Annotated in this window: 14 protein-coding genes; 9 read left to right on the forward strand and 5 right to left on the reverse strand. The window is 71.0% G+C overall.

All coding sequences use genetic code 11. The annotated features are described in order from the left end of the window. Positions 1–132 precede the first annotated feature (132 nt). The 6 genes from AB0H83_RS14520 to AB0H83_RS14545 all read left to right on the forward strand — a co-directional run bounded on the left by AB0H83_RS14520 (position 133) and on the right by AB0H83_RS14545 (position 5,388). Positions 133–378 (forward strand): hypothetical protein, encoded by a 246-nt coding sequence (locus tag AB0H83_RS14520; protein WP_360092477.1) that lies wholly within the window; start codon positions 133–135, stop codon positions 376–378. A gap of 192 nt (positions 379–570) precedes the next feature. Next, complete coding sequence (locus AB0H83_RS14525; RefSeq protein WP_360092480.1) at positions 571–999, forward strand: Rrf2 family transcriptional regulator; 429 nt, start codon at positions 571–573, stop codon at positions 997–999. 34 nt (positions 1,000–1,033) lie between these two features. Continuing rightward, positions 1,034–2,239: a globin domain-containing protein gene (locus tag AB0H83_RS14530; RefSeq protein WP_360092483.1), complete on the forward strand. Its 1,206-nt coding sequence runs from the start codon at positions 1,034–1,036 to the stop codon at positions 2,237–2,239. Between the two features lie 44 nt (positions 2,240–2,283). After that, positions 2,284–3,018 carry an MBL fold metallo-hydrolase gene (locus AB0H83_RS14535; RefSeq protein ID WP_360092486.1) on the forward strand — a complete coding sequence of 245 codons (735 nt, stop codon included), beginning with the start codon at positions 2,284–2,286 and terminating at the stop codon, positions 3,016–3,018. Then, positions 3,015–4,037: a Gfo/Idh/MocA family oxidoreductase gene (locus AB0H83_RS14540; RefSeq protein WP_360092489.1), complete on the forward strand. Its 1,023-nt coding sequence runs from the start codon at positions 3,015–3,017 to the stop codon at positions 4,035–4,037. Before AB0H83_RS14535 ends, AB0H83_RS14540 begins: the two co-directional genes overlap by 4 nt. Before the next feature lie 46 nt (positions 4,038–4,083). Then, positions 4,084–5,388: an aminotransferase class III-fold pyridoxal phosphate-dependent enzyme gene (locus AB0H83_RS14545; RefSeq protein WP_360092492.1), complete on the forward strand. Its 1,305-nt coding sequence runs from the start codon at positions 4,084–4,086 to the stop codon at positions 5,386–5,388. Here AB0H83_RS14545 and AB0H83_RS14550 read toward each other — a convergent pair. Further along, on the reverse strand, positions 5,372–5,476 hold the full coding sequence (locus AB0H83_RS14550) for a PT domain-containing protein (protein ID WP_360092495.1): 105 nt from the start codon (positions 5,474–5,476) through the stop codon (positions 5,372–5,374). The two genes, AB0H83_RS14545 and AB0H83_RS14550, sit on opposite strands and share 17 nt — an antisense overlap. 55 nt (positions 5,477–5,531) lie before the next feature. Further along, entirely contained in the window at positions 5,532–6,575 is a 1,044-nt protein-coding gene (locus AB0H83_RS14555; RefSeq protein WP_360092498.1) for a Gfo/Idh/MocA family oxidoreductase, read from the reverse strand. Between the two features lie 199 nt (positions 6,576–6,774). On the opposite strand from AB0H83_RS14555, the gene AB0H83_RS14560 reads away from it, so the two are divergent. The 3 genes from AB0H83_RS14560 to AB0H83_RS14570 are packed head-to-tail and all read left to right on the forward strand — an operon-like array spanning position 6,775 to position 11,161. Further along, complete coding sequence (locus AB0H83_RS14560; RefSeq protein ID WP_360092501.1) at positions 6,775–8,667, forward strand: ABC transporter permease subunit; 1,893 nt, start codon at positions 6,775–6,777, stop codon at positions 8,665–8,667. Positions 8,668–8,680: 13 nt separating this feature from the next. Beyond that, positions 8,681–10,015, forward strand: a complete 1,335-nt coding sequence (locus AB0H83_RS14565; protein ID WP_360092504.1) for an extracellular solute-binding protein — start codon at positions 8,681–8,683, stop codon at positions 10,013–10,015. 51 nt (positions 10,016–10,066) lie between these two features. Further along, entirely contained in the window at positions 10,067–11,161 is a 1,095-nt protein-coding gene (locus AB0H83_RS14570; RefSeq protein ID WP_360092507.1) for an ABC transporter ATP-binding protein, read from the forward strand. Positions 11,162–11,209: 48 nt separating this feature from the next. On the opposite strand, the gene AB0H83_RS14575 is transcribed toward AB0H83_RS14570, so the two are convergent. Genes AB0H83_RS14575 through AB0H83_RS14585 form a run of 3 tightly spaced genes read right to left on the reverse strand, consistent with a single transcriptional unit; the run spans position 11,210 to position 14,726 of the window. Continuing rightward, positions 11,210–12,022 carry an SDR family oxidoreductase gene (locus tag AB0H83_RS14575; RefSeq protein WP_360092510.1) on the reverse strand — a complete coding sequence of 271 codons (813 nt, stop codon included), beginning with the start codon at positions 12,020–12,022 and terminating at the stop codon, positions 11,210–11,212. After that, positions 12,022–13,257: a pyridoxal-phosphate dependent enzyme gene (locus AB0H83_RS14580; protein WP_360092513.1), complete on the reverse strand. Its 1,236-nt coding sequence runs from the start codon at positions 13,255–13,257 to the stop codon at positions 12,022–12,024. Before AB0H83_RS14580 ends, AB0H83_RS14575 begins: the two co-directional genes overlap by 1 nt. Next, positions 13,254–14,726, reverse strand: a complete 1,473-nt coding sequence (locus AB0H83_RS14585; RefSeq protein ID WP_360092516.1) for a M81 family metallopeptidase — start codon at positions 14,724–14,726, stop codon at positions 13,254–13,256. Before AB0H83_RS14585 ends, AB0H83_RS14580 begins: the two co-directional genes overlap by 4 nt. Between the last annotated feature and the right edge of the window lie 10 nt (positions 14,727–14,736).

Below are 14,736 nucleotides of genomic sequence, written 5' to 3' on the forward strand. Positions count from 1 at the left end.
CTCACAGACCGGGCCGCGACGAGACCATCGCTGTGCCGCCGCGAGGCCGGAGCTGCCCGCGAACCGGTTGCTGCTGAAAGCCGGCTGAGCAAGGGTTGGATATGAACCCTGATGTCGGCGGGGGTGGTCGCGGTGGAGTTCGCCGCCTTCTTGATCGTCCTGCTGGCGGTGGCGATCCTGTCGTCCGGTAGCGCCTGGATCGCCAGGCGCCGGAGCCGGGGGCCGCTCGGATTGCTGCGAGGCGAGCGGGCCGAGGCCGTGCTCGCCGAGTGGCTGCTCGCCGGCTGCCTGTCGGCCGAACAGTACCGGCGAGACATGGCCGTCCTTGCCGCGCGGGAAGCGCACCGCCATCCACCGCTCACCCCGCTCGACCCGTGACGGCAAGCTCCGGCCCTGACCCACGACGGCGCACAGCCCGCGAAAGCGGGAGTTCCATCAACCACCTCGCCACCACCCTGCCGGTTCGCCTGGCTGAGCAGCCGGCGCGACGCACCGTGCCGGTGAACGGATGCTCCGTGACGTACCCCATAAAACAGGAATCTCAAAGTCCTCTTTGGGTAGGGTCGCCCTGTGCGCCTCAACCGCTCCACGGACATCAGCCTGCGCATCCTGATGCTGGGTGCCACTCGCGAGGGCCTGCTCACCATCGACGAGCTCGCCGGCGCGGTCGCCGTGCCGCGGCACCATCTGGCAAAGGTCGTGCAGCGTCTCCAGCACCTCGGGCTGCTGGAGACCGTGCGCGGACGCAGCGGCGGGGTCCGCCTGACCACCGCGGCCCGGACGGCGTCCGTCGGCGGGCTGGTGCGTGAGCTTGAGGGCGAGACGGAGGTCGTCGAGTGCACCGGCGACCCGGCGTGTCCCCTGAGCCAGGCCTGCCGGCTGCGCGGAGCGCTGCGGCGCGCGCAGGAGGCCTTCTACGCCACCCTCGACCCGATCACGATCGATGACCTCACCGCGCCACCCGTGCGGCAGGTGCTGTTGAGCCTGGGCCGCTCCTGATCGCGCGGCCCATTCCCTCGTCTGGAGAACAACCATGCTGTCAGCCACGAATTTCCCGGTCGTCGAGGCGACCCTCCCGGTCGTCGCCGACCACCTCGACGCGATAACGGACGTCTTCTACCGCACGATGCTGGGCGAGAACCCTGACCTGCTCAACCTGTTCAGCCGCAGCGCGCAGGCCACCGGTCAGCAGCGGCAGGCGCTGGCCGGTGCGGTGGCGGCCTTCGCGGCGCACCTGGTCGGCACGGGCCCGGACGCCGTGACGTTCGAACACCTGGTGAACCGGATCGCGCACCGGCACTGCGCGCTGGGCATCCGCCCCGAGCAGTACACCGTCGTCGGCCGGTACCTGCTCGGAGCGGTCGGCACGGTGCTCGGCGACGCTGTGACCCCGCAGATCGCGGCCGCCTGGGACGAGGTCTACTGGCTGTTCGCCACCCGGCTGATCGGGCGCGAGACCCGCATCTACGCCGAGGCCGGCACGGACGGCGAAAACCCCTGGCGCGAGTACTTCATCGGCAGCAAGACCGCCGAGGCGGACGACACCGTCTCGTTCGTCCTCACACCGGCCGACGGCCGCCCGGCTTCCCGCTTCCTGCCCGGGCAGTACGTCACCGTCGCCGCCGATCTGCATGACGGCACGCGCCAGCTCCGCCAGTACTCGCTGTCGCAGGCCGCCGACGACCAGACCTTGCGTATCACTGTGCGGCGCGTGCGCGGCAACGGCGGGGCGCCGGACGGGGTCGTTTCCAGCTTTCTGCACGACCACACGGCCCCCGGCGACCGGCTGCGACTGAGCCAGCCGTACGGCGACCTCGCCCTGACTCCCGGCGACACGCCGCTGCTGCTGGTCAGTGGCGGGGTCGGCGTCACGCCGATGGCCGCCATCCTGGACCATGTGGCCCGCACCCAGCCGGCCCGGCATGTCACCGCCGTGCACGCCGACCGCAGCCTGGACCGGCACCCGCTCCGCGCCCACATGCACGCCAGCGCCGCACGGCTGCACTCCTTCGACTACCTCGTCTGGTACGAGCAGCCGACCCCGGACGCGTTCACCGGTCTGGTCGACGTGGACGCCATCCCGGTGCGCCCCGACGCCGAGGTGTACCTGTGCGGCCCGGTCCCGTTCATGCAGGTGGTCCGCGCCGGTCTGCGTCGCCGCGGCGTCCCCGACGAGCGGATCCGCTATGAGGTGTTCGGCTCCGAGCAGTGGCGTCCAGCACCGGTGCCGGCCAGCTGAACGGAAATTGGCCAAACCACCTGGCCTCTAGTTAGAGTGCGGCGATGCGACTCTCGGAGCATGTGCACCTGGTGGGGAGCGGCTGGCTCGGCTACTCGCTCTCCGACCGGCACGACAGCCATGTCTATCTGGTCGACGGCGGGACGGCGGCCTTCCTCGTCGACGCGGGATCCGGGCTCGACACGGCGAGGATCGCGGCCTGGATCGAGGCCGCGCAGGCGCCACCCGTGACACACATCCTGGTGACCCACGGCCACGCCGACCACGCCGCCGGCGCGGGTGCCCTCGCGCGGCTGCTGGGCGCCGAGATCTGGGCCTCGCCCGAGGTGGCCCGGATGCTCGCCGATGCCGATGAGGTCGCCACCGGGCTGGCGCCGGCGCGCTCTGCCGGCGTCTACCCGGCCACGCTGTCGCTGACGCCGACCGAGGTGCATCGGCGACTCGGGGATGAGACCTTCACGATCGGGGCCGCGACCGTACGTTGCCTGCCCACCCCCGGTCACGCGGTGGGGCATGCCAGCTATCTCGTCGATGTGGACGGTGCCCGCGCTGTCTTCACCGGTGATCTCGTCTTCGCCCGTGGGAGGGTCGCCGTGCTGGGCACCGCGGAAACCGACGTCGGCGCGCTGCGCGACAGCATCGCTGCGGTGGCGGCGACCGCACCCGGCGCGCTCTTTCCGGGGCACGGCAGCGTCGCGCTGAGCGGCGCGGACCGCCACCTTGCGGCCGCGCTCGACGCCTTCGACCACGGTCAACTGCCGCCGGGGCTGCTGCCATGAACGCCGTCCCCGACACGAGTGGTGCGCCGGAGCGGCTGCGGGTCGGCGTTTGCGGGTTGGGCTCCATCGGGCTGCGCCATGCCCGGCTGCTGGCGGAGTCGCCCGGGGTCCGCGTCGCGGCCTTCGACGCGGCGCCGCACGGGCTGCGGCTGCCGCCGGCGCTCGAGGCGAACCTGACGATGGTCCCCTCGTTCGAGGAGCTGCTCGACGCGGCGCCGGACGCGCTGGTGGTGGCCACCCCCGACGCCCTGCACGCGCCGCAGGCGATCGAGGCATGCCGGCGGGGGATCGCGGTACTGGTGGAGAAGCCGGTCGCCGACAGCGTCGCCGCGGCCGAGGAACTGGCCCGGGTCGCGGCGCAGAGCGGCGCACGGGTGCTGGTGGGGTACGTACTGCGTCACTACGCGGTGCTGCGACGGGTGCGGGAGCTGCTCACCGACGGTGCGGTGGGTACGCCGGTCTCGGTGCACGTCGAACTCGGCGCGTACGAGACGCTGAGGGTGGCCCGCAACCGGTTCTCCGAGACGGACCGGTACCGGCTGCCGTACGACTACAGCCACGAGTGGGACTACCTGCAGTGGCTGCTGGGCCCGGCGGCCGAGGTCGCCGCGGTCGGCCGCCTCGCCGGGGACCTCCCGCTGCGTCAGGATCCCAACGTCATCAACGGCGTTGTCGCCTTCGCCTCCGGGGTGACCGGGACGTTCCATCTGGACTACGTGCAGGAGGGGCAGGGCCGCCGGCTCGACGTCGTCGGAGACCGGGGCACCTTGCGGGCCGACCTCGCCCGGGGCCGCGTCACGGTGCGGGCCCACGCTGACGCCCTCACCCGTTCCTACGACTGTTCCGAGGAGCGGGATGTCGCGTTCGGCCGCCAGCTCAGCCACTTTCTGGACGTGGCCCGTGGTGACGCGGTACCGCTGGTGAGTGTCGAGGACGGGATCCGGGCGCTGCGGCTCGCCGACGCGGTCGTGGCCGCATGCGACGCAGCGGGTTGGCGGAGCGTGGACGCTCGCATCTAGTGAAACGGACCTTCCGCTACCTGAAATAGCGCCGTACCGTGGGGCGATGACGAACGAGTCGGTTGAGCGCGAACGGCGGGTCCTCGCGCGGATACCAGGTGGCGCGCAGCTGCTCTCCAAGCGGCCGGAACAGTTCGCGCCGGGCCAGTGGCCGCGGCACTACTCGCGCGCCAAGGGCGTGTACACCTGGGATCTCGACGGTCACCGGTACGTCGACATGAGCACCAGCGGTATCGGCACCTGCGTGCTCGGCTTCGCCGACGACGAGGTGGACTCCGCAGTCCGCGACGTCATCGCCAACGGTTCCATGAGCACACTGAACTGCATCGAGGAGCTGGAGCTCGCCGAACTGCTCTGCGAGCTGCATCCGTGGGCCGACATGGTCCGCTACGCGCGCAGCGGGGGAGAGGCACTCACCATCGCGGTCCGGTTGGCCCGGGCCGCCACCGGACGGTCGACGGTGGCGTTCTGCGGCTACCACGGCTGGCACGACTGGTATCTGGCCGCGAACCTCGCCGGCCCGTCGAGCCTCGACGGGCATCTGCTGCCGGGCCTGGATCCCAGCGGCGTCCCGGCCCAGCTCGCCGGCACCGCGTTCGGGTTCCGGTACAACAGGCTGGACGAGCTTGAGGCGATCGTCGCCGAGCATCAGCTCGCCGCGATCGTCATGGAGCCCGTCCGCGAGCATGATCCCGAGCCGGGCTTCCTGCCGGGCGTGCTGGAGCTGGCCCGCCGTGCGGGTGCCGTCCTCATCTTCGACGAGGTGACCTCGGGCCTGCGGGTCAACACCGGCGGCATCCATCTGCAGCTGGGGGTCGAACCCGATGTGGCGGTCTTCGCCAAGGCCATCGGCAACGGCTATCCGATGGCGGCCGTGCTGGGGCGGGCGGCCGTGCTGGAACACGCGCAGCGCTCCTTCGTCAGCAGCACCTACTGGACCGAGCGGATCGGGCCGGCGGCGGCGCTCGCCACCCTGCGCCGGCACCGGGCCAACTCGGTGGGAACGCGCCTGTCGGCGGTCGGCGCGGCCGTGCAGGCCGGCTGGCGGGCCGCGGCCGAGGAGGTGGGGCTGGACGTGCGGATCCACGGCATCGCGCCGCTGAGCCACCTGCGTTTCGTGGCGCAGCCGCAGCCCAGCGTCACCCTCTTCACCCAGCTGATGCTCGACCGCGGGTTCCTCGCCGGTGGTTCGTTCTATCCGTCCTTCGCGCACCAGGACGAGCACGTCGAGCAGTATCTGGCCGCGGTGCGCAGCGTCTTCGCCGAGATCCGCGCGGCCCAGGACGCCGGATCGGTGCAGGCCGCCCTGCGTGGACCGGTGGCGCACACCGGCTTCACCCGCCTGACCTGACCGTCGGACCGACCGTCGGACCGGCCGTCGGACCGGCCGTCGGACCGGCCGTCGGACCGGCCGTCGGACCGGCCGTCGGACCGGCCATGGTCACCGTGGTGCGGCGGCCACGCCGATCTCCGCGACACGGTGACCACCGATCGTCAGGGTGCGCTGGGCACGGCGTACGCGTCGGGCAGGGCGGCGGGCTGGCGGTCCGGGTCGACCGTCTCCGTCCGGCCGGTGAGCATGCTGAGCTCTGCCGCGGCCAAGGTGCCGCACACGACCGCGGCATCGTCGCAGGAGTAGGGCCAGGCTGCCCCGCCGCGAACCGCCGCGAGGAAGGCGGAGATCTCCCTGGCGTACATCGGCTCGTACTCCTGCTGCCAGTCACACAGGACCCGGGAGTACCCGTCGCCGAGGCGCGGCAGCGCGCGCTCCAGGGTGCCGGTCAGCAGGTCGAACCGGATGAAGCCGTGCTCGCCGATCGCCCAGCCCTGGCGCGCTGTCTGCGGGCTCGCCATGACCACCGTCAGCTGCCCGGTGGCGCCGGACGCCAACTCCATCTGCAGCGACCAGCTGTCGGCGCCGGGTAGGTCGAGGCCGCCGCGCCGGACCACGCGGCCCGAGACCGCCACCGGCGTGCCGAAGATGTGCTCGAGTGCGATGAGCTCGAACGGCACCATCTCCCGGGCCGGCGCGGTGGCACGGTGACGGGCGTAGTATTCGGCGCCCTCGCCCGGATGCCAGCTCGGCGCGTCGACCGACAGCACGTAGCCGTAGGCGTGCAGTATGCCCAGTTCCTCCCGGACCGCACGGCGCAGTTCCTGGACGAAGGGGTGGAAGTACAGGGTGCAGGAGGGGGCCGCGACCAGCCTGCCCGCCGGCCGCCGGGCGTTCGCCGCCGCGACCGCACGGGGATCGAAGGCCCAGATGTCGGCTTCGCAGAAGAAGTGCCGGCCGGTGTCCAGCGCCAGCCGCACGTAGTCGGTGTGCTGGTCGGGCGGGGTCGAGATGACCAGTGCGTCCGGCTCGGTCGCCATCGCCTCGTCGAGCGAGGCCGTGGTGGCGACGCCGAACCGGCTCGCCGCGGCGGCCCGCCGGTCGGCCCGCTGGTCGAACAGGGTCACCTCGACGCCCTCACACGCGTGCAGGTCACGAAGGCGCCGGGTGCCCATGGAGCCGGCGCCGATCTGCAGGATCCTCATCCCTGTCTCCCTTCTTGCGAACTTGAACTCATCGGTGTCATCAGCCGAAACAATGGCTGGTCCGGCGTTACCGACCTGACACCGCGCCGTCTGTCAAACGTTACGACAGATGGAATGCGGATTCCATCTGTTGACATGGTGCGTTCTGCGTCGCAGACTTCCGGCACGACGCCGTGACGACAGGTATGCGGGAGGGTCGATGACGACAGAAGCCGCACCGGCACGCGAGGGCATGGCACGCCGGCTCTCCCGCCGGGTGGACCGGCTCAGCGACCGCCGCTTCGCCCTGTTGCTGTTCGTGCCGGCGGCCGTGCTCATCGGCATGATCGTGCTTCCACCGATCGCGGCGGTCTTCGTGATGAGCCTCTACCGGATCGAACTGCTCAAGGACGGGCCGACGAGGTTCCTGGGTCTGGACAACATCACCCGGATGTTCAACGACTCGTTCTTCGTCGACTCCATTCCGCGCACCCTCTGGTTCGCGGTCGGCACCACCGTGCTCACCATCCCGCTGGCGCTGGCCACCGCGCTGCTGATGAACCGGCGGTCGCGGTTCGAGACGCCGCTCGCCGTCGCGTTGCTGCTGCCATGGGCGATCGCCCCGATCGTGACAGGGTTCTTCTGGCGCTTCATCTTCCAGCCCAGCTTCGGGCTGGCGACCCAGGTCAGCAACGGACTCGGCCTCACCGAGGGCGCGGTGCCGTGGCTGCAGGAGCCGACCACCGCGCTGGTGCTCGCGATGATCGCCACGGCGTGGCGGTCGGTGCCCCTGCTGGCCCTCATCATCCTGTCCGCGCTGAAGGCGATACCCAGCCAGCTCTACCGCGCGGCCCGCATGGACGGTGCCACGCCGTGGCAGGCGTTCCGGTCGATCACGCTGCCCAGCATCGGGCCCACCCTGCTGATCGCCACGATCCTGCAGATCATCGTCTCGCTGCAGGTTTTCGACCTGCTCTTCCAGCTCACCCGCGGTGGCCCCGGCTTCGAGACGACGACCATCACCTATTACATCTTCACCGCCGCCTTCGACAACCTCAGTCTCGGCTACTCGGCGATGCTGGCCCTGTTCCTCATGTTGATCATCGTCGCCGCGAGCGGTGCGACGCTCTACCTGCGTTCGGGCCGGGTCCTCCGCCGCCGCCAGGCGAAGGAATCCGCCGACGAGCCTGCCGGGCGGCTGCGGCTCGACGCCGCGGCGCGGTCGGACCAGTCGCCGCAGGAGTGGCCTGAGGACCCGCGCAAGCGGCGCCGGTGGACGCTGCCACCCGCCGTACGACGCGTCGGTTCGACGGTGGCGATCGGCGCGCTCCTCGTCTGGTCGATCGGCCCGACCCTGTGGATCGTGCTGGCCAGCCTGCAGCCGGAGTCCGCTGTCACCTCGGTGCCGCTGGACCTGACCGCGCGGCTGGACTTCTCCCAGTACGCCGACATCCTCACCAACGACAAATGGCTCTCCTCGATCTGGGTGAGCCTGCAGATCACGGTCGGGTCGACGCTGCTGACGCTGCTGGTCGGCGCACTCGCCGCGTACCCGCTGGCCCGGCTCGACCTGCCCGGCAAGGGCGCCGCGATCGCGGTGCTCATGTTCACCTACACCGTGCCGGCCATCGTCCTGCTCATCCCGCTGCTGTTCATCTTCAACGCGCTCAACCTCAACGACTCGGTGATCGGGCTGATCGTGGCCCACGTCGCCTTCGGGCTGCCACTGACGATCTGGTTGCTGCGCAACATTTTCGCAAGTGTCCCACCGGCGCTGGAGGCCTCAGCGCGGATGGATGGATGCACCAGGATGGGCACCCTGTTCCGGGTGACCATCCCGTCGGCTTCGGCCGGCCTGGCCGCCACGGCGATCCTGCTGCTCATCAGCGTCTGGAACGAGTTCCTGTTCGCGGTGGTGCTGGGCAACCAGGGCGCGGTGACGGTCACGCGGCGGATCGGCTACATCAACTCGCCGTCGGGGACCAGCGGCGAGCCACCCTACACCTACCAGGCGGCGGCGGGCATCGTCGCCGTACTACCCGTGATCGTTCTGGTGATCCTCTTCCACCGCCGGATCAGATCCGGCCTGAGCGAGGGCTACCTCAAGGGCTGAAGGGGCACAACCCATGAACCAGTTCGAATCCCGCGTCACCTCCCGGCGTACGCTGCTGCGAAGCGCCTTCGCCGTCGCGGCGGCCGCGCCGATCCTCTCTGCCTGCACCGACGACGACCCGACACCCACCGCGACGAGCCAGGGCGACGGGAAGTTTCCCGGGGTCACGATCAACGTCGCGTGCAACCCGTCCAGCGTGCAGGCGTGCACGGAGGCCGGCAAGCAGTGGGGCCAGGTCACCGGCGCCACGGTCAACGCCCAGGTGATCCCCTTCGCGGAACGGGCCACCAGCTACGCCTCGTGGATCGTCTCCAAGGACGCGAGCTACGACGTGCTCTACGGCGGCGTCGACTTCATCTCCAACTTCGGCGACAAGCTCTACCTGCCGCTCAAGGACATGCTCGGCGACACCGGCGACTACGTCCCGGCCGCGCTCGGTCAGCTCACCAAGGGCGGTGCGCTGCTCGCCGCACCGCTCTTCGCCGACATGCTGCTCTTCTTCTACAACAAGACCGACTGGTCCGCGGCGGCACTGCCGGAGAAGATCCCAGGAACGTGGGACGAGCTGTACGGGTACGCGCCCAAGCTGACGGTGGACAACCGCGAGCCCTGCGTCATCCCGTGGAACAACAACGGTGTCCCGTTCTGGATCGCGTTCTTCAACTCCACCAAGGGGCAGCTGTTCAGCGACGACAAGAGCCAGCTGCTCTTCGACAACGACAAGGGCCTCGCCGCCTGGCAGGCGATCAGCCGCGGCTTCCAGGCGAAGTTCTTCGGGCTGGCCGGCGCCAACGCGGTGGGCGACCAGGACACGTCGTTGCTGTTCAACCAGAACCTGGCCGCCAGCCAGGTCGCCACCACCGGCTTCGGCAGCACGGCCGGCAGCACCGACCCGGCCAAGAAGTCGGTCATCACCAAGGCTGAGGTCGGCGTCAGCGTGATGCCGGGCATCACGGCCGGCACGAGCGGCAGCGTCATCGTGGCCGAGGGCCTGGGCATCAACAAGTTCACCCGGAACCGCGACGCCGCGCTGAGCTTCATCAAGTACACCACCGGGCCGGAGTTCCAGAAGCAGATGGTGCTCGGCAAGGCCGGTCAGGTGCTGCCGTCGAGCCGCCTGTCGGTCAGCAAGGACCCGGAGGTGGTCGCGGGCTTCCCACTCGCGGCGCAGCTGGCCGAGCAGGCGTCGGCGCAGCTGGCCTGGCCGGGCAACGCCCCGTTCAAATGGAACGCGCCGTTCCTGCTGGGGCTGACCAACCTGTCGAAGGGCACGTGGACGCCCGAGCAGGCCCACGAAGAGACGATCAAGTCGGTCAAGAAGCTGATGATCGCCCAACTCGGCTCGTAGGTTGCCTGGCTCATAGCTCACGGCGTTCGTTGCTTCTCGGAGGAGTTGGACATGGCGGGTGTGTCGCTACGGCTGGAATCGATCTACCGTCGCTACGGCAAGGTGACGGCGGTGAACGACCTGTCGCTGGAACTGCCGGCGGGCAAGTTCATCACGCTGCTCGGGCCGTCCGGGTGTGGCAAGACCACAACCCTGAACCTGATCGCCGGCCTGGACCAGGCTGACGGCGGCTCGATCCACATGGGCGAGCGTGACATCACCAGGGTGCCCCCGAACGAGCGTGGCATGGCGATCGTGTTTCAGAACTACGCGCTGTACCCGCACATGTCCGTCTTCGACAACATCGCCTTCGGGCTGCGGCTCCAGCGCCGCCCGAAGCCGGAGATCCAGTCCCGGGTCCGGCACACGGCAGAACTGCTCGCCATCGAGCACCTGCTGGACCGCCGGCCCGGGCAGCTCTCCGGCGGCCAGCAGCAGCGGGTGGCGCTGGGGCGGGCGATGGTGAAACGACCCGCGGTCTTCCTGCTCGACGAGCCGTTCAGCAATCTCGATGCGGCCCTGCGCGCACGCATGCGGACCGAGGTGAAGCACCTCCACCAGTCACTCGGCACCACCAGCGTCTTCGTCACCCACGACCAGGAGGAGGCGATGACCCTCTCCGACCTGATCGCGGTGATGCGCGACGGCAAGCTGGTCCAGTACGGCACCCAGCACGAGGTGTACGGCAAACCGCGGGACATGTACGTGGCGACCTTCCTCGGCAAGCCGAGGATGAGCCTCATCGAGGGAAGCCTGGAGCGGCACGCCGACGAGGTCGTGTTCACGGCGCCGGGCCTGCGCCTCGGACTCGGCACCGCTGCGTCCATCGGGCTGCACGACGGCGAGTGGCCGCGGGTCGCGGCCGGTCTGCGGGCCGAGGACGTGTCGCTGGGCGCGCCGGGCGCGTTGTCCTTCGACGCGCAGGTCGCCCTGCTGGAGCCGATCGGGTCGGACACGTTCGTGGAACTTGAGGTCGGCGGGGCGACGGTCGTCGCCCGGGTGCCACCCGAGGACCCGGTCGCAGTGGGCGACCGCGTCACCGCGGTGATCAAGCCCGGCCGCGTCCACCTCTTCGACCTCGACTCCACCGAGCGCATCGTCCGGTAGTGCGTCACGCTGGGAGCCCACCCCGGAGCCCACCCCGGGATCGTCCGGTCAGTGGGCGGTCCAGCCGCCGTCGACCATGAGGTTCACCCCGGTCACATAGCCGGAGGCGTCCGAGGCCAGGAAGACCACCGGGCCCTTGATGTCGTCGGGTCCGGCCAGCCGACCCAGCGGCGTGCGTTCGGCGTAGGCGGCGACGAATGCCGCCGGCTGGTCCGGGGTCGCCAACCCGCCCGGCGACAGGCAGTTCACCCGCACGCCGTAGGGCGCGTAGAAGCACGCGAGGTACCGGGTGAGGTTCACCATGCCGCCCTTGTCGAAGGCGTAGAAGGCCGGCGAGGTCATCTCGGTGCCCGCGTAGACGTCGAAGGTGGGCCCGACCACGCCGTAGATCGAGCCGATGTTGACGATGCTGCCCGAACGCTGGGCCATCATCTGCTCGCCGACATATTTTGTGATCAGGAAGAGCCCGGTGGAGTTCACCTCGCTGGTGGCGGTCCAGTCCGCGGCGGTGGTGCGGTCAGGGTCGCTGCCCTGGCGGTGCACCGAGCCGTTCACCAGCACGTCGATGCGGCCCAGCGACGCCACGACGGCATCGCGGAGCGCCACGATGGACGCTTCGTCGGCCTGGTCGAGCCGGTGCGCGCTGGCCTCGTGACCGTCCCGGCGAAGGGCGGCGGCGGCCGCCTCGCACGCGGCCACGTCGCGGGAGGTGACCACCACGTGCGCACCGGCCTCGGCCAGTGCGTAGCACATGTGGCGACCGTAGAGACCGGCCCCGCCGGTCACGATCGCGACGCGGCCGGTGAGGTCGTAGAGGCTGCTGATCGAGCGCGGTGCAGACAAGGCGATCCGGCCTTCCATTAGCGGAGGATGTCCATCGCGGCGGTGATCTGGTCGGCGGTGATCCGGGGCACCGGGTCGTCGCCGGCGAGCCGGGCGAGGGCGTCGGCGTCCTTGTAGCCGGCCCCGGTTGCGATGATCACCGCCCGGTCGGAGGGGTCGAGCCGGCCCGCCGCCGCGTCGGCGAGCAGGCCCGCGAACGCGGTCGCGCCGGCCGGTTCGACCAGGATGCCGTGCCGGCGGGCAAGGATACGCTGCGCGTCGAGGATCTCCTCGTCGGTGACCTCGGTCAGGTGCCCGCCGGATTCGTGCACCGCGTCGACCGCGCCGGCGCCGTCGAAGAGGACGGCGACCTGCAGCCCGGAGACGCTGGTGGTGCATGGGCCCCGAAGCCCGGTGAGGTCACCGGCCAGCGCCGGGCGCAGTGTCGGGCAACCGGCCGGCTGCACGCCGACGACCCGGGGGCGCGTACCGCCGGGGATCAACCCGCCCGCGGCGAAGCCACGGCCGATCGCGGAGAGCAGCCCGCCGCCGCCGACCGGCGCGTACACCACGGTCGTGGCCGGGGCGTCCTCGGCGATCTCGTACGCGATCGTGGTCGCACCCTCCATCGCCTCGGGGGAGAAGCGGCCGCCGGTCAGCAGTGGCATCAGGCCCCGGTCTGCGGCGATCGCGGCGATGGTGGTGGCCGCCGCGTCGGTGGCCGCGGCATCGTGGCCGAGGCCGTCGACGAGATGGACCCGCGCGCCGAGCGCAAGGATCTGGCGCAGCTTGGGCGCGGCGGTGTCGGCGAGCGCGAACAGCGCCGCCGGCACGCCGGCCCGGCTCGCGTAGGCGGCGACGGCCGCGCCGCCGTTGCCGGAGGAGGTGCCGACGCAGCCGGCGAGCCGGCGTTCCCGCACGATGGAGAGCGCGACCGAAGCGATGCGGTCCTTGAAGGAGCCGGTCGGGTTCAGATGCTCACATTTGACCTGCACGGAGGCGATGCCGGGCACGGCACCGGCCAGCTCCACCAGCGGCGTGGCGCCCTCGCCCAGACTCACGATGTTCGCCGGGTCGTGCAGCGGCAGCCGGCCCTGGTACCGCCAGACCCCGCGCCGCGCCGGGTCCTGCCAACCGTCGGGGGCGGCGGCGTAGCGCACGACCAGTTCGCCGCCGCAGTCGGAGCAGCGGTAGCGCAGGGATCCAGCTTCCCGGGACCTGCCACAGGTACGGCATTCCAGCCAGAACCGGCCGAACCCACCAGGAACGCTCATGGCTGCACGCCGGGACGGGTCGTGAAGGCCGTGGGTGGGAGGGTCATCGGCGTTGTGCTGCGGGGGAGTGAGGCCACGTCGACCGGGCAGGCGCCGGGCGTGGCGACCTCGATGACCTCGGCGGCGATGTCGCCGAACGCGGCCCGCCAGGCGATGGCGCCCTTGGCAACGATGATCTTGGCAGCGCGGGCGTCCACCCCGACGGAGGAGAGCTGCTCGGCGTGGAACGGCGGTGTCGGCCGCTCGGTCACCACGAGGGTGATGCCCTCGACGCGCAGCACGGCGGTGGTGCCCATGCTGAACTCGCGTCCGGTCATCCAGCTGCCCTGGGTACGGTAGCGGCCGTCGGTGACGGTGACGACCCGTCCGCGCACGCGCACCGGGTCGCCGTGCCGGCGGTCGGATTTCCCGCCGACCAGCGCTTCGATCTCCGCGCCGGTGCCGAGGTCCGCCGCCAGGCGGGCGACGTGCGCGTCGGCCATGGTCACCACGGCGTCCTGTGCGTGCTGGGCCAGCAGTTCGGCGAGCAGTGCGGTCCCGTCGCCCGGGCTGCCGCCGCCGATGTTGTCGGCGACGTCGGCGAGGACGATCGGGCGGGCCGAGCTGGCGAGCGCCCGGCGCACGGCCGTGGCGGCGTCGTCGCGAGCCACCATGAAGGCGCCGGTCTGTTCGGTGATGTCGGCGAGGGTCTCGGCGATCACGTCGCGCGCGGCGGCCTCGTCACCCTCGTCGTGGATGGCGAGCACGCTCATGCCGACCCGGTCGACGTCGCTGTAGGCGAAGCCGGCCGGGATGCAGATCCGCACCAGTCCCGCGGCGCGGGCCCGGGCGGCGGCCCGTCGCTGCAGCGAGCGCATCGGCTCAGCGTCGGTCGCCTGCGCCAACGGGCAGACCAGCAGCGGAAGCTTGCCGACGGCCGTGCGCAACCGCCGCCCGGCGAGCACGTCGGCGAGCAGCCGGGCCGCCTCGCGTCCCCGCTCGCGCATGTCCACGTGCGGGTAGGTGTCGTAGCTGACGAGGACCTCGCATGACTCGACCAGCTCGGGTGACGGGTTGGCGTGCAGGTCGAGCACCGCCGCCACCGGCACGGACCCGGCGGTCTCCCGGACCACCGACAGCAGCGCCGTCTCGGTGTCGGGATAGCCGTCGGCGACCATCGCTCCGTGCAGGTTGACGAGCAGCCCGTCGAGCGGGCCGGCCGCGCGCAGGGCCCGGCCGGCCCGCTCGAGCAGGGCCTCGATGGTGACCCGGTCGGCCGGGCCGCACGGCCAGGCGCCGGCCGCGAAGATCGGCACCAGCTCGTGGTCGGGGGAGTCGGCGAAGCCGCCGATGACCGATCCGGTGTCCACGTTCTGCTCGAGGATCTCGTGACCCTGCGCGAGCTCGAAGTCGGCGAAGTCCGCGAGGGTGGCCTGGTGCGTGGCGTAGGTGTTGGTCTCGTGCCAGAGACCGAGAATACCGACCCGCATGTGCCGAGGC

It is taken from the genome of Dactylosporangium sp. NPDC050688, from assembly GCF_040654515.1.
Taxonomy (GTDB): Bacteria; Actinomycetota; Actinomycetes; order Mycobacteriales; family Micromonosporaceae; genus Dactylosporangium.

Excerpts from the sequence above, each read along its gene's own strand:
- AB0H83_RS14530 (WP_360092483.1), top strand. The coding sequence starts at position 1,034 with ATGCTGTCAGCCACGAATTTCCCGGTCGTCGAGGCGACCCTCCCGGTC.
- AB0H83_RS14535 (WP_360092486.1), top strand. The coding sequence starts at position 2,284 with ATGCGACTCTCGGAGCATGTGCACCTGGTGGGGAGCGGCTGGCTCGGC.
- AB0H83_RS14540 (WP_360092489.1), top strand. The coding sequence starts at position 3,015 with ATGAACGCCGTCCCCGACACGAGTGGTGCGCCGGAGCGGCTGCGGGTC.
- AB0H83_RS14545 (WP_360092492.1), top strand. The coding sequence starts at position 4,084 with ATGACGAACGAGTCGGTTGAGCGCGAACGGCGGGTCCTCGCGCGGATA.
- AB0H83_RS14550 (WP_360092495.1), bottom strand. The coding sequence starts at position 5,476 with ATGGCCGGTCCGACGGCCGGTCCGACGGCCGGTCCGACGGCCGGTCCG.
- AB0H83_RS14555 (WP_360092498.1), bottom strand. The coding sequence starts at position 6,575 with ATGAGGATCCTGCAGATCGGCGCCGGCTCCATGGGCACCCGGCGCCTT.
- AB0H83_RS14560 (WP_360092501.1), top strand. The coding sequence starts at position 6,775 with ATGACGACAGAAGCCGCACCGGCACGCGAGGGCATGGCACGCCGGCTC.
- AB0H83_RS14565 (WP_360092504.1), top strand. The coding sequence starts at position 8,681 with ATGAACCAGTTCGAATCCCGCGTCACCTCCCGGCGTACGCTGCTGCGA.
- AB0H83_RS14570 (WP_360092507.1), top strand. The coding sequence starts at position 10,067 with ATGGCGGGTGTGTCGCTACGGCTGGAATCGATCTACCGTCGCTACGGC.
- AB0H83_RS14575 (WP_360092510.1), bottom strand. The coding sequence starts at position 12,022 with ATGGAAGGCCGGATCGCCTTGTCTGCACCGCGCTCGATCAGCAGCCTC.
- AB0H83_RS14580 (WP_360092513.1), bottom strand. The coding sequence starts at position 13,257 with ATGAGCGTTCCTGGTGGGTTCGGCCGGTTCTGGCTGGAATGCCGTACC.
- AB0H83_RS14585 (WP_360092516.1), bottom strand. The coding sequence starts at position 14,726 with ATGCGGGTCGGTATTCTCGGTCTCTGGCACGAGACCAACACCTACGCC.